Here is a 22,197-nt window from a genome sequence, read left to right on the forward strand (position 1 = left end):
AGCGGCGGCCGGGGTCAGCGGCGCCCGAACACCGGAAGGGCGCGGAGCCAGCGTGAAATGCCTCCGGACCGCCGCTCGTGGTCGGCCGGAATGTAGAAGTCGGGATCACTGGCTCCGAAGGGCAGGTACAACTCCTGGCCCGGCGCCGGGAATTCCACAACCTGGTTCTGTTCCTGGGGGTTCATCTGCTCCTCCTGTTCCTATAGCGTTTCCGTATCTCGGAATTTATTTATTGCTATATGAAAAGTGTAGGTAGTGGAGCAGCTTGCCGTCAACGGTGCCGTCAATGGCGCTCCGGGGCCGGCTGGGCATACGGCAGTCATAAAATGATTTTTGGCCTTGTGATGTACACCACCGGTTTGCGGAGGTACGCTGTTAGGCAACTCGTGGCGCACGTCACGTAACCTGGGAGCAGCAGGCAGGGTCGTAATGAGCTGGCATCAACGGATGCCGGCTCTTTTTTGTTGGGTCGGCTCCATCGGAAACGCGCATGAAATGCGCGCTTAATTTCAGTGATGGAACCTAGGTTCCACTTACCGGAAGTTGGGAAAAGACCATGAGCAGCAAGATCATCCTCGGCGAAAACCAGTACGGCAAGGCAGAAGTGCGCGTCGTCAAGATCACCCGCGACACCAACCGCCACGAGATCGAGGACCTGAACGTCACCTCGCAGCTGCGGGGCGACTTTGCCGCGGCCCACCTTGAGGGCGACAACGCCCACGTGGTGGCCACGGACACCCAGAAAAACACCATCTACGCTTTCGCCCGTGAGGGCATCGGCTCGCCGGAAGCGTTCCTGCTGCGCCTCGGCGAGCACTTCACGTCCAGCTTCGACTGGGTCACCGGGGGCCGCTGGGAAGCCGAGTCCTACGCATGGAACCGGATCCAGGCCCACGGCAGCGAACACGACCACTCGTTCGTCCGCAACGGCCAGGAAGTCCGGACCGCCGTCCTGGTCCGTGACGGGGCCACCAGCCACCTGATTTCCGGGCTGAAGGACCTCACCGTCCTCAAGTCCACCCAGTCCGGCTTTGTCGGCTACCCCCGGGACCGCTACACCACGCTTCCCGAGACCACCGACCGCATCCTTGCAACGGACGTTTCGGCCCGCTGGCGCTTCAAGACCGGCACCGATTTCAGCGCGCTGGACTTCAACAAGAGCTACGACGACGTCAAGGGCCTCCTGCTCGAAGGCTTCACGGAAAAGTACTCCCATGCACTGCAGCAGACCCTGTTCGACATGGGCGCCAAGGTCCTGGAGGCGCACAGCGAAATCGACGAGATCAAGTTCTCCATGCCCAACAAGCACCACTTCCTGGTGGACCTTTCCCCATTCGGCCTGGACAACCCCAATGAGGTCTTCTACGCGGCCGACCGCCCGTACGGCCTGATCGAGGCCACCGTCCAGCGCGAGGACGCTGCGGCGGCCCCGGCCGCCTGGTCGGGTATCGCCGGCTTCTGCTAAAGCACGACAACAGGTTTCGACGGGCCCAACCACCATTGGCGGCTGGGCCCGTCGAGGCCACCCCACAGCTTCACCTGTTAGCCAGACAACGTTAGCCAGACGATGACGTCTGCCATGAACCAAGAAAGTCTGCCATGAACACCAAGAAGAAACTGGCCACTGCAGCCGCCGAAAAAGGCGCACGGCCCGCCCGCCCCGAGGACCAGCGCCTCCCGATCGGAAGCATGTTTGCCTACGGCTTCCAGCACGTCCTCACAATGTACGGCGGCATCATTGCCCCGCCCCTGATCATCGGCGCGGCCGCAGGCATGAACTCCCAGGACATTGGCCTGCTCATTGCGGCCTGCCTTTTCGTCGGCGGCCTGGCCACCATCCTGCAGACGGTCGGCGTCCCCTTCTTCGGTTCGCAGCTGCCGCTGGTCCAGGGCGTCTCCTTCGCAGGGGTCTCCACGATGGTGGCTATCGTCCACGGCGGCGGGGGCATCCAGGCCGTCTTCGGTTCGGTCATCGCGGCCTCCCTGATCGGCCTGCTGATCACCCCCTGTTCTCGAAGATCATCCGGTTCTTCCCGCCGGTGGTCACCGGCACGGTGATCACCACCATCGGCCTGACGCTGATGCCGGTTGCCGCAAACTGGGCCATGGGCGGCAACAACAAGGCGCCCAACTACGGCAGCGTTGCGAACATCGGCCTGGCAGCAGCCACCATGGGCATCGTCCTGCTGTTGAGCAAGGTGGGCAGCGCCGCCATCTCCCGGCTGTCCATCCTGCTGGCGATGGTCCTGGGCACGCTGATTGCCGTCGCGTTCGGCATGGCCGACTTCTCCAAGGTGGGCCAGGGCGGGATCGTCGCCTTCCCCACCCCCTTCGCGTTCGGACCGCCCACGTTTGAACTCGCCGCCATCATCTCCATGCTGATCGTCATCCTGGTCACCCTCACCGAGACCTCCGCAGACATCATTGCCGTGGGCGAGATCGTTGGAACCAAGGTGGACTCCAAGCGGATCGGCAACGGCCTGCGGGCGGACATGCTGTCCAGCGCCGTCTCCCCGCTGTTCAACTCCTTCACCCAGAGCGCCTTCGCGCAGAACGTGGGACTGGTGGCCATCACCGGCGTCAAGAGCCGGTTCGTGGTCAGCGCCGGCGGCGTGATCCTGGTGGTCCTTGGCCTGCTGCCGGTCCTTGGCCGGGTGGTGGCCGCGGTGCCCACCCCCGTCCTGGGCGGTGCCGGCGTCGTGCTCTTCGGCACAGTTGCGGCCAGCGGCATCCGGACATTGTCCAAGGTGGACTACAAGAACAACATGAACCTGATCGTGGTGGCCGCCTCCATCGGCTTCGGCATGATCCCCATCGCCGCCCCGGCCTTCTACGACCAGTTCCCGTCCTGGTTCGGCACCATCTTCCACTCCGGCATCAGCTCGGCCGCCGTGATGGCCATCCTGCTGAACCTGCTGTTCAACCATCTCCGGGCCGGAAATTCGGACAACCAGTCCGTTTTCGTGGCCGGCACGGAGCGGCTGGTGCGCTCGGAGGACCTCCGGTGCCTGGCCGAAGGCGACCGCTTCGAGAACGGCAAGCTCATCGACTGCGACGGTAAGGAAGTCCCCATCCAGTCAGCCGGCAAGGCAACAGAGCACTGACCTTCCACGCAAACGACGACGGCGGCCCGCTCCGGAAAGGAGGGGCCGCCGTCGCGCGTGGTTGGCACCGCCCGCGCAGGGCAGGTGCGTCAGGTGCGGTTGAGCTCGCGGGAGATGGCCTCGGCCGCTTCGCGGAGGACCGGCACGGCCTTGTCGGCGAAGTCCTCGTCCACCCGGGACACGGGACCGGATACGGAAATCGCCGTGGGGGTGGGCGCGTTGGGTACTGCCATGGCGAAGCAGCGGACACCCAGTTCCTGCTCTTCCTCGTCAATGGAGTATCCCCGCTCGCGAATGAGCTTAAGGTCCGTCAGGAGTTCGTCCACGTCTCCGATGCTCTTGGCGGTAGGGGTGGGCATCCCGGCCCTGGCCACGATGCCGCGGACCGTGTCGTCGTCGAGCTGGGCCAGGATGGCCTTGCCCACGCCGGTGGCATGGGTATGGGCGCGCCGGCCCACTTCGGTGAACATGCGCATGGAATGCAGCGACGGCACCTGGGCCACGTAGATCACCATGTCCGAGTCCAGCACAGCCATGTTGGAGGTCTCCCCAGCCGGTCCACCAGGATCTTCAGCTGCGGCTGGGCCAGGGCACCCAGCTGTTTGTTGGCACCCTCCCCCAGCCTGATGAGCCGGGGACCAAGGGCGTAGCGCCGGTTGGGCAGCTGCCGGATGTAGCCCAGCGACACCAAAGTCCTCAGCAGGCGGTGGATGGTGGGCAGCGGCAGGTCCGTGGAGGACGACAGCTCGCTGAGCGTGACGTCGCCGCCGGCATCGGTGATGAGTTCCAGCAGTTCGAAGACGCGCTCCACCGACTGCACCCCACCAGAGGCTTTTTCTGCCATTCCGTTGTCTCCTACGGCTCGGAATCCGACAACTCTTATCCGCATCGTGAAAAGAATTGCTTAGAACACCCAAGATACAGCACGCGGGTTTCCACGGCGACGTTGGCCTCCGGTCGCAATCGGAGGGGTTGTGTTTCCATAAAGTAGATAATAATATCCATAATACGAAAACATTCGGATCCGAGCAGCACCCGGCCCAAGGCCCAACAGGAGGACATTCAATGGCGAACCCCAGCCCCGGAAATTCGATCACCCTGCGCGTGGAAGCACCGTCAAGCTTCAGCGCCACCAGCGAACTCGCCGCAGCCGTGGGAGCCGCAGGCGCAGCAATCACCGCCCTGGACGTCAGCGAATCCCACCACGAGACCCTGGTGGTGGACGTCACCTGCAACACCACCGACGACGCCCACGCCGCCCGCGTCAAGGACGCCCTGGACGCGCTCGACGGCGTCACGGTCCAGCACGTCTCGGACCGCACGTTCCTGATGCACCTGGGCGGCAAGCTCGAGGTCGTCCCGAAGGTAGCCCTGCGCAACCGGGACGACCTCTCCCGCGCCTACACGCCCGGCGTCGCCCGCGTTTGCCTGGCGATTGCCGAGGATCCCGCGGCAGCCCGCAACCTGACGGTCAAGCGCAACACCATCGCCGTCCTCACCGACGGTTCGGCCGTCCTGGGCCTGGGCAACATCGGCCCCGCCGCAGCCCTCCCCGTAATGGAGGGCAAGGCTGCCCTGTTCAAGCAGTTCGCCAACGTGGACGCGTGGCCGGTCTGCCTGGACACCCAGGACACCGAAGAAATCATCATGATCGCCAAGGCCATGGCCCCCGTCTACGGCGGCATCAACCTTGAGGACATCGCCGCCCCGCGCTGCTTCGAGATCGAGAACCGGCTCCGCGAGGAGCTGGACATCCCCGTGTTCCACGATGACCAGCACGGCACCGCCATCGTCACGCTCGCAGCCCTGGTCAACGCCCTGCGCGTAGTGGACAAGAAGCTGGAGGACGTCAAGATCGTGGTCTCCGGCGTCGGCGCCGCCGGCTCCGCCATCATCCAGCTCCTCAAAGCCCAGGGTGCGCGGCACATCATCGCCGCCGGCCGCTCCGGTGCCATCCACTCCGGCGAGACCTACGGGGATGAGCACCGCAGGTGGATCGCCGCGAACACCAACGGGGAAGGCTTTGCCGGTAGCCTGCACGAGGCCCTCGTGGGCGCGGACGTCTTCATCGGCGTCAGTGCACCGCACGTGATCGGCGAGGAGCAGGTGGCAGCCATGGCGGAGAACGCCATCGTGTTCGCCATGGCCAACCCCACGCCCGAGATCGATCCCGTCATCGCGTCCCGGCACGCCGCCGTGGTGGCCACCGGCCGCAGCGACTTCCCCAACCAGATCAACAACGTGCTGGCATTCCCCGGCTTCTTCCGCGGCCTGCTGGACGCCGGAGCCTCGGACATCACACCGGACATGCTGGTGGCCGCCGCGGAGGCCATTGCCAACCGCGTGGCTGACGATGAGCTGAATGCCAGCTACATTATCCCCAGCGTCTTCGATCCCCATGTGGCTGCCGACGTTGCCGCAGCGGTGGCCGCGGCCGCCCGGTCCGCACATGTTGCAACGGCTGAACCGGCCGATTCCGCCTTGGAACCAGCAGCAGCACTGGCTTCCGCCTGACCGCCCGACGTCCAGCCAAAGGAAAGGACCAGAAATGGCCATCACCGTCACAGACCCCCGGCCCATCGCACGCGCAGAGGAGATCCTCACGCCCAAGGCACTGGCCTTCGTGGAGGAACTTCACAACAGGTTCGCCGGCACCCGCAACGAGCTGCTGGCGGCCCGCGCCGTCAAGCGGCAGCGGGTGGCAGAAACCGGCAAGCTGGATTTCCTGCCGGAAACCAAGGACGTGCGCGACGGCGACTGGAAGGTTGCGCCCGCACCGGCAGCCCTGCAGGACCGCCGGGTTGAGATGACCGGGCCCGCCTCGCCGGCGAAGATGGCCATCAACGCCCTGAACTCCGGAGCCAAGGTGTGGCTGGCGGACCTCGAGGACGCCAGCACACCCACCTGGGCCAACGTCATCGACGCCATCCTGAACCTCCGGGACGCCGCCCAAGGCACCCTCAGCTACACCTCGGAGGAAGGCAAGGAGTACCGCCTCCGCACCGACGCGCCGCTCGCCGTGGTGGTGGCCCGCCCCCGCGGCTGGCACATGCAGGAGAAGCACCTGCTGGTCAACGGCGAGCCGGCCGTGGGTGCGCTGGTGGACTTCGGCCTGCACTTCTTCCACATCGCCAAGCAGCTGGTGCTCAACGGCCAGGGGCCGTACTACTACCTGCCCAAGATGGAGAGCCACCTTGAAGCCCGGCTGTGGAACGACGTGTTCGTCTTCGCGCAGGACTTCCTGGGACTGCACCAGGGCACCATCCGCGCCACCGTGCTGATCGAGACCATCCCGGCCGCCTTCGAGATGGACGAGATCCTGTACGAACTGCGGGACCACGCCTCCGGCCTGAACGCCGGCCGCTGGGACTACCTGTTCAGCATCATCAAGTACTTCCGGGACGCCGGCGAGGAATTCGTCCTCCCGGACCGCGCGTCCGTGGTAATGACCGCGCCCTTCATGCGTGCCTACACCGAACTCCTGGTCAAGACCTGCCACAAGCGCGGCGCCTTCGCCATGGGCGGCATGGCCGCGGTGATCCCCAACCGGCGCCACCCGGAAGTCACCGAGGCTGCCTTCGAAAAGGTGCGGGCGGACAAGACCCGCGAGGCAAACGACGGCTTCGACGGCTCCTGGGTTGCCCACCCGGACCTGGTCCCCACCTGCCGCGAAGTCTTCGACTCGGTGCTGGGTGACAAGCCCAACCAGGTGGACAAGCAGCGCCCGGACGTCTCGGTCACGGCGGAACAGCTGCTGGACGTTTCCTCCGCCGACGGCCAGGTCACCGAGGCCGGCCTGCGCCTGAACCTCTACGTGGCTGTCGCCTACACGGCCGTCTGGCTGTCCGGAAACGGTGCCGTGGCCATCCACAACCTGATGGAGGACGCCGCCACCGCGGAAATCTCCCGCTCACAGGTATGGCAGCAGATCCGCAACAAGTCCGTCCTGGCCGACACCGGCAACACCGTGACCAGGGAACTGGTGGAGCGGATCCTCGCCGAGGAGACGGAACGGCTCCGCACGGAGTTCGGCGATGAAGCGTTCCGCCGCTACTACCAGCCGGCCAGCGAACTGATCGCGGACATCTGCCTCTCCGACGAGTACACGGACTTCCTCACCACGCCGGCCTACGAACTGGTGGGCTGAGGCATGGCCGCAGCATCCAGGCCCTCGCTGTCCGCAGGGGACCTCGCGCACATCGACGGGCAGCTGGCCGCCACCGACCGGCTGCTGGAGCGCAACTACCCGGGCGACGACGGCTCCCGCCAGCCCGTGCATACGGTCTACGTGCCCGCGGACCGGTTCACGCCGTCGTTCGCTGCCGACTGGGGCGCCCAGGCGCTGGCTGTGGCCAACGCCCACGGCGGCCTGGAAGCACTGGGCCGGCTCCTGGGCCAGGAAGGCAGCCTCGCCGAAGCAGTCGCCGGGCGCGTGGAAGCGAAGCTCACCAGCGAACCTATCGAGGACCTGCGCCTCGATTTTGAGGACGGCTTCGGGGACCGGGGCGACGACGCCGAGGACGCCGCCGCGGTTGCCGCGGCGTCCGCGGTGGCCGCCGCCGTCTCGGCCGGGTCCGCTCCCCCGTTCATCGGCATCCGCTTCAAGTGCTTCGAGGCGGCCACCCGTGCGCGGGGGCTGCGCACCCTGGACTTGTTTGTCTCCGGCCTCGCCGCCGCCGGCGAACTGCCGGAGGGCCTGGTCCTGACCCTGCCCAAGGTCACCACCGTGGCCCAGGTCCAGGCAATGGACTACGCGGTGTCGCGGCTGGAGGAAGTCCACTCGCTGCCCGCCGGACGGCTCCGCTTCGAGGTCCAGGTGGAGACGCCACAGCTGATCCTCGGCCCCGACGGCACCTCCCCGGTGGCGCAGCTGCCGCATGCCGTGCCGGGCCGGATCAGCGGGCTGCACTACGGCACCTACGACTACTCGGCGTCGCTGCAGATCTCTGCCGAGTACCAGTCCATGGAGCACCCGGTGGCCGACTTCGCCAAGGAGGTCATGCAGCTGGCCGTCGCCGGCACCGGCATCAGGCTCTCCGACGGGTCCACCAACATCATCCCGGTGGGCGACAACGTGGAGAACGCCTGGCAGCTGCACGGGCGCCTGGTCCGCCGGTCGCTGGAACGCGGCTACTACCAGGGCTGGGACCTGCATCCGGCCCAGCTTCCCAGCCGGTTTGCCGCCACCTATGCGTTCTACCGCGAGGGCCTGCCGGCCGCCGCCGCCCGCCTGCGGAACTATGTGGAGCGGACCGAAGGCGGCGTCATGGACGAGCCCGCCACCGCACGGGCCCTGGCCGCCTTCGTGCTCCGCGGCGTCCAGTGCGGCGCAGTCGGTGCGGATGAAGTCCAGGCGCTTGCCGGCGTCGGGATTCCGCAGCTCACCGCGCTGGCGCACCCGCGGCTCGCCACCACGTCAAACTCCTAAGAAAAGGACCTTCGTTCATGGGCAAGTACTACTACCCGCAAGGCGGCCTGCCGCCGCAGACCCACCTCACCACCGAGCGCGCCATCGTCACCGAGGCTTACACGGTCATCCCCAAGGGCGTGCTGACGGACATCGTCACGTCCAACCTGCCCGGCTTCTCGAAGACCCGCTCCTGGATCATTGCCCGCCCCATCTCCGGTTTCGCCACCACGTTCTCGCAGCTGATCGTGGAAATCGCTCCCGGCGGCGGGGCGCCGAAGGCGGAGTTCGAGGAAGGCGTTGAGGGCGTCGTCTTCGTCACCAAGGGCACGGTCAACCTGACCCTCGACGGCGAGCTGCACCAGCTGGAGGAGGGCGGCTACGCCTACCTGGCGGCCGGCGCGCAGTGGGGGCTGGAGAACATCTCCGACGACATCGTGTCCTTCCACTGGATCCGCAAGGCCTACGAGCGCCTGGAAGCCTATGAGGCCAAGTCCTTCGTCACCAACGAAAAGGACGTGGCGCCCACGTCCATGCCGGACACCAACGACGTCTGGAAGACCACCCGCTTCACGGACTCCAGCGACCTCGCCCATGACATGCAGGTCAACATCGTGACCTTCCAGCCGGGCGGCGTGATCCCGTTCCCGGAAACCCATGTCATGGAGCACGGCCTGTACGTCCTGGAGGGCAAGGCCATGTACCTGCTGAACAACGACTGGGTGGAGGTGGAGGCCGGCGACTTCATGTGGCTGCGTGCCTTCTGCCCGCAGGCCTGCTACGCCGGCGGCCCGGGTGAGTTCCGCTACCTGCTCTACAAGGACATGAACCGCCAGGTGAAGCTCACCTAGGAGTTTTCCGGCCTGTCCGGACAGGAGCAGGGGCGGTTACGGATTTCCGTAACCGCCCCTGCTTGTGTGTACAGACACCCGGGCATCAGGCGCCGGGGTTGAGGACCACCTTGATGCAGCCGTCTTCCTTCTTCTGGAACTTTTCGTACAGGGCGGGCGCACCCTCCAGGCCGGAGCGGTGGGTGACCAGGTCCATGACGCCAAGCGGATCGGCGTCGTCCTCCACCAGCGGGATGAGCTGGTCCGTCCAGTTACGGACATTGCACTGACCCATGCGCAGCTGGAGCTGCTTGTCGAACATGGTCATCAGTGGCATGGGGCTGGCTTCGCCGCCGTAGACGCCGCTCAGCGACAGGGTGCCGCCGCGGCGGACCGCGTCGATTGCGGTATGCAGCACGGCCAGCTTGTCCACGCCGGCAGTCTCCATCGCTTTCTGTGCGAGCTTGTCCGGCAGGAGGCCAAGGGCCTGGTGGGCGAAGCCGGCCACCGGGGAACCGTGCGCCTCCATACCGACGGCGTCCACGATGCCGTTCGGGCCCCTGCCGTCTGTTATCTCCCGCAGTTCGTCGGCGACGCCTTTGCTGTAGTCAAGGGTTTCCACGCCGTGGCGGGCGGCCATTTCACGCCGCTCCGGGACCGGGTCCACACCAATGACCCGGTAACCGCGGTGGATCCCGATCCGGGTGGCGAACTGGCCTACGGGCCCCAGCCCGAAAACCGTCAAGGTGCCACCGGGCTGGACATTGGCGTACTCCACGCCCTGCCACGCCGTGGGCAGGATATCGGAAAGGAACAGGTAGCGTTCATCCGGTAGCTCGCTGCCCACCTTGATGGGGCCATAGTCCGCGTGCGGGACGCGAAGGAATTCCGCCTGCCCGCCGGGTACGGATCCATACAGCTCGGAGAAACCGAACAGTGCCGCGCCGGAACCCTTATCCTTCACCTGTGTGTTTTCGCACTGCGACTGCAGGCCCTGGCTGCACATGAAGCAGGAACCGCAGGAGATGTTGAAGGGAATCACCACGCGGTCGCCCTTGCGGAGGTTGGTGACGCCGCTTCCCACTTCTTCCACGATGCCCATCGGCTCGTGGCCGATGACGTCGCCCTTGTGCATGTATGGCCCCAGGACTTCGTAGAGGTGCAGGTCCGAGCCGCAGATGGCTGTGGAGGTGATCCGGACGATCGCATCCGTCGGTTCCTGGATGACGGGATCGGGTACTTCTTCAACGCTTACCGACCGTTTTCCTTGCCACGTCAGTGCTTTCACAGTCTCCCTTTCACTCTGTCCTGCCGCCGGGCTCTCTCCGGGGGCGTGCGAAGGGCGCCTGCAGGCACCCTTTCTTCGACGCTATCTGTTTTAGGGGAAAAAGTAAGCATGCTGATGAAAACCTTGTGACCGCCGTCGACTGCTCCTAGCGTAGGAAGGGCAGGCAAAAGACAACGGGAAAGAGGAACGCCATGTCGCTGTACCAGCCGGAACCAGTCGAGATCTCCACCCGCATGCGTCCGGGTGAATGGACGGAAGAAAGCCTGGCTGAGCTGGTCAGCACCTACCGCGCGCGGATCGCGGAAATGGGCGCGCCCGCAGCAGAGGTGGCCACTGACATCGAGCGGAATGACGACGGCTCGGTGAAGGTGGTGGTGTCGTGGACGAAGCCCGCCATCGCCGGCAACGAGGATTCGGTGCCCGGCGGCCAGCCGTTATGACCGCCGCCAGGCGTGGGTGCCGTCAAGCGGGGTGCTGTCAGGCGTTCGGCTGGAGCGCGAGCAGCCGGCCAATGGCACTTGAGCCCAGGTTTTCCAGCAGGTCGCGCGGTCCCTGGTAGACCTCCACCGCGCCGGCGTCACGCAGCTGGCCGGCCTGGATTCCACCGCAGGTCACGCCGATGGAAGGGATCCCCAGCGCCGCCGCCGCCTTCATGTCCCATACCGCGTCCCCGACGTAGACAACGTTTGCGGCATCGAGGCCGGTGGCCGCCAGGGCCGCCTCCAGGATGTCCGGCGCAGGCTTGCTTTCCTCCGCATCATTCGCGCTGGTGGCGGCATCGATGAAGGGGTCGGCGTCGAGGACGGACCGCATCACCTCGAGGTCGCGGTCCCTCGCCGAGGATGCCAGGGCCACGGCCAGCCCGCCTGCATGGCACCGGCCTAACAGTTCCTTGGCCCCGTCGAGGGCGCGGAGGGAGGGCCAGTGCGAGGCATACAGCGCGCCGTGGCTGGCCATGATGTCCTCATCCTCGCCGCGGTCGCGGCCGGACGGCAGGAGATTGTCCACCAGCCGGGCGCCGCCCATGCCAACGAGTTGGTGAATGGCCGCCATGGGCACGTCGTGGCCGTACTGGCGGAACGCCCCCCACCAGGCGACGGTGTGGATGTAGGACGAGTCGATCAGCGTCCCGTCAACGTCAAAGAGGACCCCGGCGCGGGCCGCCGGGGGTGGAGTGGAACCCGGCATCAGCTCACCGCTGCCCGTCGTGCCTCCGGCGCTTTCTTCCGCCGGGCCGCCTCCTCCTTGGGGGAGTTGACGGGCCGCACGCGGTCGCGGATGACCGATCCGGCGCCGTCCAGGCTCTTGTCCCGGATCAGGCCGGTGCCGGCAATTTCCCGGGCCATCGCGACGCCCGCCACAGCAGCCCTCTTGGTGGGAAAGGTTACCGAGATGGCCATCAGGTTCCCGCTTCCGTCCATCATCCTGATCCGGTACCCGCCGTCGGGGGCATCAACGAGCTCAAAATATCCGGCCATAACTATCACTCCTCCATCAATCACGGCGCTGTGCTTGGGAGCACTCCATGAGGTATTAGTAAGTATACTTATCTATCCTGCGAAGGAGAAGTTCCAGCCCCGGTCCGCGCCGCCTCAGCGCGAATCCACCCCTTCAGGCGGAATGGGGCTGTCACTGCGCCGAACCGTATCCTGATGCAGCTCCAGGGCGCTAGTCACAAGGGCAAAATGGCTGAACGCCTGCGGCGTGTTGCCCAGCTGACGCTTGGCTTTCACCGCCCATTCCTCGCTTAGCAGCCCGACGTCGTTGCGCAGTTCCAGCAGCCGCTCAAAGAGTTCGCGGGATTCCTCATGGCGGCCCGCCCCCAGAAGCGCCTCCACCAGCCAGAACGAGCACGCCAGGAAGACGCCCTCGTCGCCCGGCAGGCCGTCGTCGCTCTGCTCCGGCCGGTACCGCAGCACAAACCCGTCCTGGGTCAGCTCCCGCTGGATTGCTTCGATGGTTCCCACCACCTTGGGATCATCGGGCGGCAGGAACCCCACCCTGGGAATCAACAGCAGGCTGGCGTCCAGCTCCGGACGGCCGTAGGACTGGACAAACGTATTGCGCTCCGCGTCGAAGCCGTTGGCCATGATGTCCTTGCGGATCTGGTCCCGCAGCAGCTCCCAGCGCTCCACGGGGCCCGGCAGGCCAGACTCGCGCACACCCTTCACCATCCGGTCCGCAGCCACCCACGCCATGACCTTGGAGTGGGTGAAATGCCGGCGCGGCCCACGCATCTCCCAGAGCCCGTTGTCCGGCTGGTCCCAGATGGTTTCAAGGTGCTCCATCAGCGCAATCTGCACGTCCCAGGCCTCGTCCGTATGCGTCAGCAGCGAGTTCCGGGTCAGCGCCAGGCAGTCAAGGACCTCACCCCATACATCCAGCTGGAACTGCTCAGCCGCCGCATTCCCGATCCGCACCGGTACCGAGTTCTCATAACCCTTCAGCCACGGCAACTCCATTTCCGGCAGCCGCCGCTCGCCATGGATCCCGTACATGATCTGCAGGTCGGCGGGGTCGCCGGCCACGGCCCGGAGCAGCCAGTCCCGCCAGGCCGCCGCCTCCGCGGTGTAGCCGGCCGCCAGCAGCGCCTGCAGCGTCATGGCGGCGTCCCGGAGCCAGCAGTAGCGGTAGTCCCAGTTACGCTGGCCGCCCGGCTGCTCCGGCAGCGACGTTGTGACGGCCGCGACGATCCCGCCGGTTGGGCCATACGTCAGCGCCTTGAGCGTTATCAGGGAACGGACCACGGCCTCCCGGTACTTGCCCTTGACGGTGCATTGCGAGGACCAGCCCCGCCAGAATGCAAAGGTGCTGTCAAGGACTACTTCCGCGTCCACGGATACCGGGCGTCCCACATGGCTGGGCGCCCAGGTCAGCACGAAAGGTACCTTTTCGCCTGCATTCACGGTGAAGTCGCTGACAGTGTGCATGTTCTCGCCATGCAGGGGTGCCGGAGTGACCAGGTAGACGGCATCCGGACCGGCGATCGCGTGCAGCCCGCGCTTGTCCTTGCGCACCCACGGAATGATGTGCCCGTAGTCGAACCTCAGGACCAGTTCGCCGTGCATCCTGACGCTGCCGCTGATGCCTTCCACAATCCGGACGATGTCAGCGACGGAATCACGCGGCGGCATGAAATCGGTGATGCGCACGGTTCCGTCCGGCGTCTCCCACTCCGTATCCAGGATGAGGGTGCCCTCGCGGTAGCTCCGGCGGGTGCATTCGCCCCCTCTTTCCGGAGCCAGCAGCCAGCGCCCCGAGTCCGGCGTGTCCAACAGCGAATTGAAGCAGGCAGGGGAATCGAACCTCGGGAGGCAGAGCCAGTCGATCGAGCCTTCCCTGCTGACCAGGGCTCCGGTTTGAAGGTCGCCAACAACCGCATAATCTTCGATTCGCGCCATGACATTACCCTGCCACACCCGGGCCCGAACGGAAGGGGAAGCCCGGTGTAGCCTGAGGCAAATGGGAATCCACATCGGCACCTCCGGCTGGAGCTACGACCACTGGGAGAACGTCCTGTACCCGCCCGGGCTGCCCGTGCGGGACCGGCTCCAGTGCTACGTCGCCGAATTCAGCACGGTGGAACTGAACGCCAGCTTCTACCGCTGGCCCAGGGATACCACCTTCGCCGGATGGAACAGGCGCCTGCCGCCCGGGTTCGCCATGTCCGTCAAAGCTCCCAGGGGACTCACGCACGCGCGGAAACTGTATTCACCGGAAGTCTGGGTGGAGCGGATTGCCCGCTGCTGGCACGAACTGGGGGACAAACGTGCCGTGCTCCTGGTCCAGCTGCCGCCCCAATTGGAGCGCGACGACGCCAGGATGGACTACTTCCTCGCTGCGGTTCCGCCGTGGATCAGGGTTGCCGTGGAGTTCAGGCACCCCAGCTGGGACTGCCCTGAGGTGTTTGCCCTGCTGAAACGGCACCAGACCGCCTACTGCATCATGAGCGGCGCCAACCTGCCCTGCATCCTGCGGACCACCGCCCCCTTCGCATATGTCCGGCTGCACGGACCCGACCACCAGCACCTCTACGGCGGCTCCTACTCGGACGCCGACCTCCACTGGTGGGCCGACCGGATCCGTGAGTGGGACGGCGAGGGCATCGATGTCTACGCGTACTTCAACAACGACGGCGGCGGGAACGCCGTGTGGAACGCCCGGACCCTGCGCGCGATCCTCGGCAACGGCTGATGCCCGCTGCCGCCCTGTGGCAGAGTGGTGGCATGGACTCGGCCCCGCAGAACCCCGACCAGGACACGGCACGCCCACCCCGGCGGAACACGAAGGGCCGCACCGCCCTGTCCGGAAGCCAGTTCTTCCGGCTGGCACACCGGTTGTCGGACGCGGTCAACGACGTCCGGATCCAGCTCGCCAAGCGGTGGAAGTTCGTGCCGCAGACCATCGCGTACCAGGGTTATGGCTCCACCACCCGGGTGCGCGTCCTGGGCAGGGTACTGCTGACACAGAAGCCGCCGCCCGGAAGCAAGGCCGAGCACGCGGCCAGGAACGGCAACCAGAACATCCGCGGCTGGCGGGCGTTCACGGGGGTGCCGTTGCAGTTTTCCGACGTCGAAATCACCATCGGTGATGTGGTCACCCACGTCACGGCGGACCGGGGCGGGCTGATCGACACCGAGGTGGACGTGCAGCTGTCCCCCGGCTGGCACACTGCCGTGCTGCGGGCCGAGGGAACCGAGCCGGCGGAGGCACTGATCCAGGTGATCGCTCCGGGCGTGCAGTTCGGCATCGTCTCGGACATCGACGACACCGTCATGGTGACCGCCCTGCCCCGGCCCTTCCTGGCCCTGTGGAACACCTTCGTGCTCAGCGAACGGGCGCGCATGGCCACTCCGGGGATGGCCGTGCTGCTGGACCGGCTGACCATCGAGCACCCTGAAGCCCCGGTCATTTACCTGTCCACCGGCCCCTGGAACGCGGCCCCCACGCTGGCACGGTTCCTGACCCGCAACATGTACCCCAAGGGCGCGCTGCTGCTCACGGACTGGGGACTCACCCAGGACCGCTGGTTCCGCAGCGGCCAGGACCACAAGCACCGCAACCTGGAGCGGCTGGCCCAGGAATTCCCGGACATGCGGTGGCTCCTGATCGGCGACAACGGACAGCATGACGAGGCCATCTACTCCGCCTTTGCCGCCGAAAACCCGGACAAGGTTGCAGCAATCGCCATCCGGCAGCTGTCCGTCAGCGAATCCGTGTTCGCCGGCGGCCACTCCGAGGACGGCGACCACACCACCTCCCGCGTGCCGTGGATCTACTCGCCCGACGGCGCCGGCATCGCCAAGCAGCTGGCCATGCTGGACCTGCTCCGGGGCTGAACGGCTCCCGGCTGCGCAGCCTTACTGCGCGTTGGCACCCAGGGGTGCGCCGTCGTCGGGCAATTCACTGTCCAACAGCTCCGGAACCGCTGCCTGCGCGATGGCCGCCCCGGCCGCGGCAGCCAGGTCGCGTTCCTCGATGAGCTCCTGGAACCAGAAGTAGGACGCCTTGGGTGTGCGGTCGAGCGTTTCGAAGTCCACGTGCAGGAGGCCGAACGGCTGGTTGTAGCCGGCGGACCACTCGAAGTTGTCCAGGAAGGACCACACGTAGTAGCCGCGCAGGTCCACGGATTCGGCCACCCCACCGGGCGCCGTGGCCCGGAGCGCGGTTTCAAGGTGGTCTGAAATGTACTTCAGCCGCCGCTCGTCCGGAATGAACCTGGTGTTGGTGGACTTGTCCCGGACAATGATGTCCTCGAAGCTGGCTCCGCCCTCGGTGATGATCACGGGCGGCAGGTTGGGGTACCGCTCCGCCATCTCCTTCAGGGCCACGGCCATGTACTCCGGCTTGACCGGCCAGCCGTATGCGGTGACGTCCGCTTCCGGCCACGTCTCCACGTGGAAGGGCGTAGCGCCGTTTCCGGCCGCGCTGAGGTCGCTGCCCATGGCCTCGGCCATGCTGGCCGGCACGGCGCCGTTGCCCGGCCCAACGGCCACCTTGGTGGGCATGTAGTAGTTGAGCCCGTAGAAATCGAGGGGCTGGGAAATGATCTCCATGTCCTCTTCGGGATGTTCGAAGGAGCTGAAGAACTTGGCCGCGCGGATGAGGTCCGGGTACTTGCCCGTCAGGACAGGGTCCGCGTAGAGCCGGTTCTGCCCCAGGTCCATAAGTCCCGCGCTGATCTTGTCCAGCGGGTTGATGGAGTTGGGCACCATGGGTGAGTAGACGTTGGTCATGCCGATTTCGCCGGGCACCCGCGCCGCGCGAAGGGCCTGGACGGCGAGCCCGTGGCCCAGCAGCTGGTGGTGGACCGTGGGGAAGGCACCCAGGGCCAGCTCCTTGCCTGGGGAGTGCAGCCCCAGGGAGTAGCCGTTGGCGCTCACCGTTGCCGGCTCGTTGATGGTGACCCACCGGGCCACCCTGTCACCGAAGGCATCGGCCACGAGCGCCGCGTACTCCCCCAGCCGGTAGGCGGTGTCCCGGTTCATCCAGCCGCCGGCCTCATCCAGTTCCAGGGGCGTATCCCAGTGGTAGATGGTGGCCATGGGCGAAATTCCGTTGGCCAGGAGCTCGTCCAGGAGCCGGTCATAGAACGCCATGCCTGCGCGGTTGGCCGGGCCGGTGCCGCCCGGCTGGATGCGCGGCCAGGAGAAAGAGAACCGGTAGGAGTCAACGCCGAGCTGCTTCAGGAGGGCCACGTCCTGCGGCATCCGGTGGTAGTGGTCCGTGGCCACCACCGGGCTGTGGTCCTCAACGATGGCACCGGGCCGGGCAGCGAACCTGTCCCAGCCCGCCGGTCCCCGCCCATCCTCGTCCAGCGCCCCTTCGATCTGGAATGCTGCGGTTGCGACGCCAAGCGTGAACCCCGGGGGATGAGCGCTGCGAGGTCCTTGGCGGTGATGTGCATTGGGGTCCAGCCTTTGGTCACGGTAGTTAGGGTACGTCCCAGAATGTCACAGCGGAGGTCGGCTGACGAGCAGCAACTCCGCTCCCTGCGCCGGCAACTACTGGGTGCCGAACAGGAACTCCTTGGCGTGCGCCACTGCCTTGCGGAAGGCATCATTCCGGAGCGTCACCAGGTGTTCCGTGTCGTCGTCGGACGGCTCCAGGTAGCCGGTGTACCCGGGCCGCAGGACCCAGATGTCCCCGCCCGGCGGGAGGTAGAACACGCCGAAGGAACGCTGCTGCCTCTCATCGGCGGTCCATACCGGAACCACCGCCAGCGCAGCACCCGTGGTGGGGTTGATCCACTGTGCCCGCGGCAGAGGCTGTTCGTGCGCCTCCGGGTCCAGGAAGGGCGCGGTTCCCTCGCCCCACCGCTGCTCAAAGCGTTCGAAGAATGCAGGAATGAGGTGTGAATCGTAGCGCCGCCAGTCGCCCATGCAGTTTTCCGCCTCCTTGGATCAATGGCCCAGGGCCTGGATCAGGACCAGGGCCCGCTTTCCCACCGCACCGGCGTGACGCGGATGGGAGGTCCGGACTGCCCGCCACGGCTGCGGACTTTCCGGACCGGAATGATGGTGGGCGCAGCTGCCGCCAGCTTCCTGTCGTAGTCGGCGCGGCGCCCGGGGTCACGCAGCACGTTAAACGCCTGCATGATCCGGAGAAGTTCCTCCCCCTGTGCAGTGTTGCCCTTCTCCGCCGTCGTATCCCCCATGGTCTCCATGCCTTCGTAAGCCCGCCCACCGTCCATATCCGGATGGTGGGTGCGCATGAGGGCGCGGTAGGCATGCGAGATTTCCTGGCGGCCGGCGTCCCGGCCTACGCCCAGGATGGCGTAGTAGTCGGGGAGATCAGTCATCCTGCCTCCTGTTTCGCCGGCGCCCCGCCCGGAGGGTCAGGGGCGCCGGCACGAAAGAATGGTCCTAGCTGCCGATCTGGTGCTTCTCGCCCTGCTGGGTCTGGATCTCGATCTTGCGCGGCTTGGCTTGCTCGGCAACCGGAATCCGCAGGGTCAGGACACCCTGGTCATAGCTGGCCTTGATGTGCTCAGTGTCCAGGGTGTCACCCAGGATCAACTGGCGGCTGAACACGCCCCGGGGACGCTCAGAGGCCACGAGCTCCACGTTGGGCTGCGTGGGGTCCTTGCGCTCCGCCCGGACGGTCAGGACGTTCCGCTCAACGTTCAGGTCCAGGGAATCCACGTTCACACCGGGAAGGTCGAACGCCACCACGAATTCCCCGTCTTCCTGCCACGCGTCCATGGGCATGGCTGCCGGGCGGGCGGAGGTTCCAAAGACCTGCTGCGTGAGCCGGTCCAGCTCACGGAACGGGTCCGTACGCATCAACATCATTTCCCACTCCTTTAGCTTCCAGGTGCTGGATCTGCAGCTACCCACCATCTCCATTAATCTATGGTGGTGGATATAGATTTTTTATAGCACTCGTGCAAAACTGAAGCAAGGTACCAGCGGAAGCGATTTTTGGGAGAAAGAATGGCGGATCCTGAAGCAGGTCGGGCTGGCCGCTCCCCCGGTTCACGGGCCCTGTACGCCATCTCGGTGGCGGCGGAGCTCACGGGAACCGGACAGCAGAACATCAGGCTGTACGAAACCAAGGGACTGTTGACGCCCTCGCGGACGGCGGGCGGCACGCGCCAGTACAGCGACGACGATATTGCCGTACTGCTGCGGATCGGCGAACTCCTGCAGGAGGGGTTGAACCTGGCGGGCGTTGCGAAGGTACTGGAGCTGGAGGCAGCCATCGTGAAGCTGCACCGGGCACTCAAGCGGGCAAAATCGCGGCCGCAATAAGTGGGCCAGGAAGCGGCCCAGTAAGCGGGATCCGGTTCCTGGACTGCTCCCGGTAAGTTCCTACTCTCCGGTGGATTCGGCCCTTGACAGCTCTCCGGTGATCGGTTCCCCCGGAATCCTGGCCGTCCGCCACGTGTCAAGCGCGATGACCCCGGAGAGGATGAGCAGCGAGAGCGCGAACGACGCCAACGCATCCGTGGGCCAGTGGTAGCCAAGGTACAACCGGCTGGCGATAGCGAGGATGATGCCGATCCCGGCCCCGATGAAGCCGAACACCGCGGCACGCGGGTTCCGGCGCCGGGAGAAAATCAGGTAGGCGCCCACCAGCAGGAAGTCGCAGGCCCCCAGGACGTGCCCGGACGGGAACGAGAAGGTCTGGTCCGCGCCGAACAGCATCTGGTCCACGGGAGGGCGGGAGCGCTGGACGATGTGGAGGATGATCTGCGAGATGACCACTCCGGTCAGCATCGCGGAGGCGAGCAGGATGGGGCGCCAGGCGTGCTTGGCTGCGAATCCCCAGACAAGGATCACCACCAGCACGATGATGGGCAGTGCGATGGGGCCGAAGATCACCGCCAGGAAGATCATGATGGCAGTGACGGCCGCTGAACGGGTGGTCAGCAGCCAGTCATGCACGGGAGTGTCGGCAACGGAAAGGCCGTCGGCCTGCACCACGCTGACCAGGGTGGCAATGAAGAGTGCCAGCCCCACGACGGCCAGGATGATCGACGCGCGGTACAGACCCCGCCGGTCGGCAGGGTCCACGTAGCGTTCCTCCACCACGAACTTCTCGTGGAAGGCGTGCCACCTTCCCGCTTTCCGTTCAGAGACTGCGGAACCTGCTGATTTCTGTGCCAATGTACTGCCCGTCCCTACGCCGCGGAAGATGCGTGCCGTGATGAATGCCTAGGGTGAAGATTATCCCGGCCACGGCCCATTCACTCCATCAGGCGGCTAGAAGGAGCCGGTGGTGAACTGCCAGCTCCGGCTGGCGAGGGGGTTGCCGGCCAGGTCCCGAATGCCGCTGGTCCCGCCCGTGAGGGTCACGGTGTACCGCGTCTTGGCGGCGAGGGTCTCCTGGGGGTCAAGGATCCACTGGTTGGTGGTGCCGTTGCGGTAGGCCGTTGCTGCCACCACGGCGCCGGTGGCCGGGTTCTTCAGGGTGAACGTGGTGGTGTTAACGCCCTGGACCGCCTCGCTGAAGGTGGCGCTGATGCTGCTGCTCCTGCGGACCAGGAGGGCGTTGCTGCCCGGCGAGTAGCTGGTGACGGTGGGCGCGGGGCCAGTGGTGAACGTCCAGCTGGTGGACGCCAGCGGGGTACCTGCGGCATCGCGGATGGCCGAGGCTCCTCCTGTCAGGATTGCGGTGTAGCTGGCATCGGGGGCAAGGCTTGCTGCCGGGTCAAGGGTGGCGGTCAGGGTGGTGGCGTTGTACGTGACGGTGGCCGCGATGCTGTTGCCGGCTGCATTCCTGAGCACGAACGTCCCGGCGCTCACGCCCTGAACAGCGGTGCTGAAGGTGGCCGTGACGTTCGTTCCAGCTGCCACGGCGGTGGCCTTGGCGGCCGGTGAAACAGACGTGACAGCGGGTGCAGGGGCAGGCGCAGGTGCAGGTGCCGTTGCGCCGGTGTACAGCAGGCGGTTCGGGGTTCCCGCGGAGGCGCCGGCGATGACGCCGGACGTGGCATTGGCTACCAGTGCCGCTGCTACGTCGGCCGGTGCCAGGGCAGGGTTCTGCGACAGCAGGACGGCGGCTGCTCCGGCGGTGTGCGGCGCGGCCATGGAGGTTCCGGACATGGATGCGGTGGCGGTGGTGGAGGTGTAGTAGTCGGAGGTGATGCCGACGCCGGGCGCATACAGGTCCACGCAGGACCCGAAGTTGGAGAACGAGGCCTGCTTGTCGGCGGAGTCGCTGGCTGCCACCGTGACAGCCCCGGGGACGCGGGCGGGCGAAGCGGTGCAGGCATCCACGGCGGAGTTTCCTGCGGCAACCACTGTGGTGACGCCGTCGTCAAGAACTGCCTGGATGGCGGCGTCCACGGTGCTGCTGGCCGCTCCGCCCAGGCTGAGGTTTGCCACGGCGGGGGTTCCGGCCGCATGGTTGGCGGCGATCCAGTCCAGGCCGGCCACCACGTCCGAGTTGTAGCCGGACCCGCTGCAGTCGAGCACCCGCACGGGCACCAGCGTGGCGCTCTTGGCGACGCCATACGTGGCTCCGGCCACGGTTCCGGCCACGTGGGTGCCGTGGCCGTTGCAGTCGGTGGTGCCGTTGCCGTCCGCCACCGCTGTCCAGCCTGCCGCGACCCGGCCACCGAAGTCGGTGTGCGATGCCAGGATGCCGGTGTCCACCACGTAGGCGGTCACCCCGGCGCCCGCCGCGGTCCACGAGTACGAACCGGAGAGCGGAAGGGTCCGCTGGTCTGCGCGGTCCAGGCCCCAGGGGGCGGGCTGCTCGGCCCCGGAAACCTTGACGGGGGCGTCGGGCTCCACGGACAGCACCTTCCCGGACCTGGCAAGGGCTGCCGCCTGCGCGGGGTTGGCCGTGACGACGGCGCCGCGGACTGCATGCTCGAAGGTACGGCCGACGGCGAGGCCCTGGCCGCGCAGCCCGGACACCTCGGCTGCGAGGTCGGCAGTGGCGGCGTACTGCACGATGTAACGGCCGGTTGCGGCGGCGGGGGCAGGAGCAGCAGCCGCCGGCAGGGACACGGTGGAAAGGCCGACGGCGGAGAGCAGCGCCGTGAGGGCCGGCAGCACGAAGAATCGGGTACGAATTTTGGGGTCCTTGTGGTGGCGGGGCAAGGGGGGATACCAA

The 22,197-nt window shown here is 66.4% G+C and carries 19 protein-coding genes and 3 pseudogenes; 10 read left to right on the forward strand and 12 right to left on the reverse strand.

From position 1 onward, the window contains the following. Positions 1 to 14: 14 nt before the first annotated feature. The gene (locus OUO20_RS14025; RefSeq protein WP_268001983.1) at positions 15 to 185 is read right to left on the reverse strand and encodes a hypothetical protein; all 171 of its coding nucleotides are present in this window, start codon (positions 183 to 185) and stop codon (positions 15 to 17) included. Between the two features lie 371 nt (positions 186 to 556). Between OUO20_RS14025 and pucL the strand changes: the two genes are divergently transcribed. Together pucL and OUO20_RS14035 are read left to right on the forward strand one after the other, a co-directional pair. After that, on the forward strand, positions 557 to 1,465 hold the full coding sequence (gene pucL / locus OUO20_RS14030) for a factor-independent urate hydroxylase (RefSeq protein WP_018769698.1): 909 nt from the start codon (positions 557 to 559) through the stop codon (positions 1,463 to 1,465). 134 nt (positions 1,466 to 1,599) lie between these two features. Continuing rightward, positions 1,600 to 3,104 (forward strand): annotated as a pseudogene (locus OUO20_RS14035) (nucleobase:cation symporter-2 family protein). An 89-nt stretch (positions 3,105 to 3,193) separates the two neighbouring features. Here OUO20_RS14035 and OUO20_RS14040 read toward each other — a convergent pair. Further along, positions 3,194 to 3,948: pseudogene (locus tag OUO20_RS14040) on the reverse strand (IclR family transcriptional regulator). Between the two features lie 221 nt (positions 3,949 to 4,169). Here OUO20_RS14040 and OUO20_RS14045 point away from each other — a divergent pair. From OUO20_RS14045 to OUO20_RS14060, 4 genes are read left to right on the forward strand one after another with little or no spacing between them, the layout of a single operon-like run. Then, entirely contained in the window at positions 4,170 to 5,618 is a 1,449-nt protein-coding gene (locus OUO20_RS14045) for an NAD-dependent malic enzyme (RefSeq protein ID WP_268001984.1), read from the forward strand. 34 nt (positions 5,619 to 5,652) lie between these two features. Continuing rightward, positions 5,653 to 7,251: a malate synthase A gene (gene aceB / locus OUO20_RS14050; RefSeq protein WP_224084119.1), complete on the forward strand. Its 1,599-nt coding sequence runs from the start codon at positions 5,653 to 5,655 to the stop codon at positions 7,249 to 7,251. A gap of 3 nt (positions 7,252 to 7,254) precedes the next feature. Continuing rightward, entirely contained in the window at positions 7,255 to 8,532 is a 1,278-nt protein-coding gene (locus OUO20_RS14055) for a DUF6986 family protein (protein WP_056391412.1), read from the forward strand. Between the two features lie 17 nt (positions 8,533 to 8,549). Further along, positions 8,550 to 9,362: a bifunctional allantoicase/(S)-ureidoglycine aminohydrolase gene (locus OUO20_RS14060; protein WP_268001985.1), complete on the forward strand. Its 813-nt coding sequence runs from the start codon at positions 8,550 to 8,552 to the stop codon at positions 9,360 to 9,362. A gap of 85 nt (positions 9,363 to 9,447) precedes the next feature. Here OUO20_RS14060 and OUO20_RS14065 read toward each other — a convergent pair whose 3' ends face one another. Then, positions 9,448 to 10,629: a zinc-dependent alcohol dehydrogenase gene (locus OUO20_RS14065; protein ID WP_268001986.1), complete on the reverse strand. Its 1,182-nt coding sequence runs from the start codon at positions 10,627 to 10,629 to the stop codon at positions 9,448 to 9,450. A gap of 191 nt (positions 10,630 to 10,820) precedes the next feature. Here OUO20_RS14065 and OUO20_RS14070 point away from each other — a divergent pair, with 191 nt between their 5' ends. After that, positions 10,821 to 11,069, forward strand: coding sequence for a hypothetical protein (locus OUO20_RS14070; RefSeq protein WP_134165448.1), 249 nt, complete (start codon positions 10,821 to 10,823; stop codon positions 11,067 to 11,069). 37 nt (positions 11,070 to 11,106) lie between these two features. Here the strand turns inward: OUO20_RS14070 and OUO20_RS14075 are convergent, their stop codons facing one another. The 3 genes from OUO20_RS14075 to OUO20_RS14085 form a co-directional block, all read right to left on the reverse strand. Beyond that, entirely contained in the window at positions 11,107 to 11,817 is a 711-nt protein-coding gene (locus tag OUO20_RS14075; RefSeq protein ID WP_268001987.1) for an HAD family hydrolase, read from the reverse strand. Continuing rightward, positions 11,817 to 12,107, reverse strand: a complete 291-nt coding sequence (locus tag OUO20_RS14080) for a hypothetical protein (RefSeq protein ID WP_018770571.1) — start codon at positions 12,105 to 12,107, stop codon at positions 11,817 to 11,819. Before OUO20_RS14080 ends, OUO20_RS14075 begins: the two co-directional genes overlap by 1 nt. Positions 12,108 to 12,221: 114 nt before the next feature. Beyond that, on the reverse strand, positions 12,222 to 14,048 hold the full coding sequence (locus OUO20_RS14085; protein ID WP_261377376.1) for a glycoside hydrolase family 15 protein: 1,827 nt from the start codon (positions 14,046 to 14,048) through the stop codon (positions 12,222 to 12,224). Positions 14,049 to 14,091: 43 nt separating this feature from the next. Here OUO20_RS14085 and OUO20_RS14090 point away from each other — a divergent pair, with 43 nt between their 5' ends. After that, entirely contained in the window at positions 14,092 to 14,823 is a 732-nt protein-coding gene (locus tag OUO20_RS14090; RefSeq protein ID WP_268001988.1) for a DUF72 domain-containing protein, read from the forward strand. A gap of 32 nt (positions 14,824 to 14,855) precedes the next feature. Then, positions 14,856 to 15,968 (forward strand): App1 family protein, encoded by a 1,113-nt coding sequence (locus tag OUO20_RS14095; protein WP_261377375.1) that lies wholly within the window; start codon positions 14,856 to 14,858, stop codon positions 15,966 to 15,968. A gap of 21 nt (positions 15,969 to 15,989) precedes the next feature. Here OUO20_RS14095 and OUO20_RS14100 read toward each other — a convergent pair. The 4 genes and pseudogenes from OUO20_RS14100 to OUO20_RS14115 all read right to left on the reverse strand — a co-directional run bounded on the left by OUO20_RS14100 (position 15,990) and on the right by OUO20_RS14115 (position 18,920). After that, positions 15,990 to 17,536, reverse strand: a pseudogene (locus OUO20_RS14100) (glycoside hydrolase family 1 protein). Positions 17,537 to 17,633: 97 nt separating this feature from the next. Then, on the reverse strand, positions 17,634 to 18,011 hold the full coding sequence (locus OUO20_RS14105) for a hypothetical protein (RefSeq protein WP_018770576.1): 378 nt from the start codon (positions 18,009 to 18,011) through the stop codon (positions 17,634 to 17,636). Between the two features lie 41 nt (positions 18,012 to 18,052). After that, complete coding sequence (locus OUO20_RS14110; RefSeq protein WP_018770577.1) at positions 18,053 to 18,430, reverse strand: J domain-containing protein; 378 nt, start codon at positions 18,428 to 18,430, stop codon at positions 18,053 to 18,055. 64 nt (positions 18,431 to 18,494) lie between these two features. Next, a complete protein-coding gene (locus tag OUO20_RS14115; RefSeq protein ID WP_026265970.1) occupies positions 18,495 to 18,920 on the reverse strand; it encodes an Hsp20/alpha crystallin family protein in 426 nt (141 codons plus the stop codon). Positions 18,921 to 19,064: 144 nt separating this feature from the next. Between OUO20_RS14115 and OUO20_RS14120 the strand changes: the two genes are divergently transcribed. Further along, positions 19,065 to 19,382 (forward strand): MerR family transcriptional regulator, encoded by a 318-nt coding sequence (locus tag OUO20_RS14120; protein ID WP_018770579.1) that lies wholly within the window; start codon positions 19,065 to 19,067, stop codon positions 19,380 to 19,382. Between the two features lie 60 nt (positions 19,383 to 19,442). Here OUO20_RS14120 and OUO20_RS14125 read toward each other — a convergent pair whose 3' ends face one another. Next, positions 19,443 to 20,240, reverse strand: coding sequence for a phosphatase PAP2 family protein (locus tag OUO20_RS14125; RefSeq protein ID WP_134165452.1), 798 nt, complete (start codon positions 20,238 to 20,240; stop codon positions 19,443 to 19,445). 96 nt (positions 20,241 to 20,336) lie between these two features. Beyond that, entirely contained in the window at positions 20,337 to 22,184 is a 1,848-nt protein-coding gene (locus OUO20_RS14130) for a S8 family serine peptidase (protein ID WP_268001989.1), read from the reverse strand. Positions 22,185 to 22,197 lie beyond the last annotated feature (13 nt).

It is taken from the genome of Arthrobacter sp. FX8, assembly GCF_026723805.1.
Classification (GTDB): domain Bacteria; phylum Actinomycetota; class Actinomycetes; order Actinomycetales; family Micrococcaceae; genus Arthrobacter.

What these genes read in the sequence shown, in the direction of transcription:
- OUO20_RS14090 (WP_268001988.1), top strand. Translation starts at nt 14,092, where the DNA reads ATGGGAATCCACATCGGCACCTCCGGCTGGAGCTACGACCACTGGGAG.
- OUO20_RS14075 (WP_268001987.1), bottom strand. Translation starts at nt 11,817, where the DNA reads ATGCCGGGTTCCACTCCACCCCCGGCGGCCCGCGCCGGGGTCCTCTTT.
- OUO20_RS14045 (WP_268001984.1), top strand. Translation starts at nt 4,170, where the DNA reads ATGGCGAACCCCAGCCCCGGAAATTCGATCACCCTGCGCGTGGAAGCA.
- OUO20_RS14095 (WP_261377375.1), top strand. Translation starts at nt 14,856, where the DNA reads ATGGACTCGGCCCCGCAGAACCCCGACCAGGACACGGCACGCCCACCC.
- OUO20_RS14115 (WP_026265970.1), bottom strand. Translation starts at nt 18,920, where the DNA reads ATGTTGATGCGTACGGACCCGTTCCGTGAGCTGGACCGGCTCACGCAG.
- OUO20_RS14110 (WP_018770577.1), bottom strand. Translation starts at nt 18,430, where the DNA reads ATGACTGATCTCCCCGACTACTACGCCATCCTGGGCGTAGGCCGGGAC.
- pucL (WP_018769698.1), top strand. Translation starts at nt 557, where the DNA reads ATGAGCAGCAAGATCATCCTCGGCGAAAACCAGTACGGCAAGGCAGAA.
- OUO20_RS14070 (WP_134165448.1), top strand. Translation starts at nt 10,821, where the DNA reads ATGTCGCTGTACCAGCCGGAACCAGTCGAGATCTCCACCCGCATGCGT.
- OUO20_RS14120 (WP_018770579.1), top strand. Translation starts at nt 19,065, where the DNA reads ATGGCGGATCCTGAAGCAGGTCGGGCTGGCCGCTCCCCCGGTTCACGG.
- OUO20_RS14080 (WP_018770571.1), bottom strand. Translation starts at nt 12,107, where the DNA reads ATGGCCGGATATTTTGAGCTCGTTGATGCCCCCGACGGCGGGTACCGG.
- OUO20_RS14025 (WP_268001983.1), bottom strand. Translation starts at nt 185, where the DNA reads ATGAACCCCCAGGAACAGAACCAGGTTGTGGAATTCCCGGCGCCGGGC.
- aceB (WP_224084119.1), top strand. Translation starts at nt 5,653, where the DNA reads ATGGCCATCACCGTCACAGACCCCCGGCCCATCGCACGCGCAGAGGAG.
- OUO20_RS14060 (WP_268001985.1), top strand. Translation starts at nt 8,550, where the DNA reads ATGGGCAAGTACTACTACCCGCAAGGCGGCCTGCCGCCGCAGACCCAC.
- OUO20_RS14105 (WP_018770576.1), bottom strand. Translation starts at nt 18,011, where the DNA reads ATGGGCGACTGGCGGCGCTACGATTCACACCTCATTCCTGCATTCTTC.
- OUO20_RS14055 (WP_056391412.1), top strand. Translation starts at nt 7,255, where the DNA reads ATGGCCGCAGCATCCAGGCCCTCGCTGTCCGCAGGGGACCTCGCGCAC.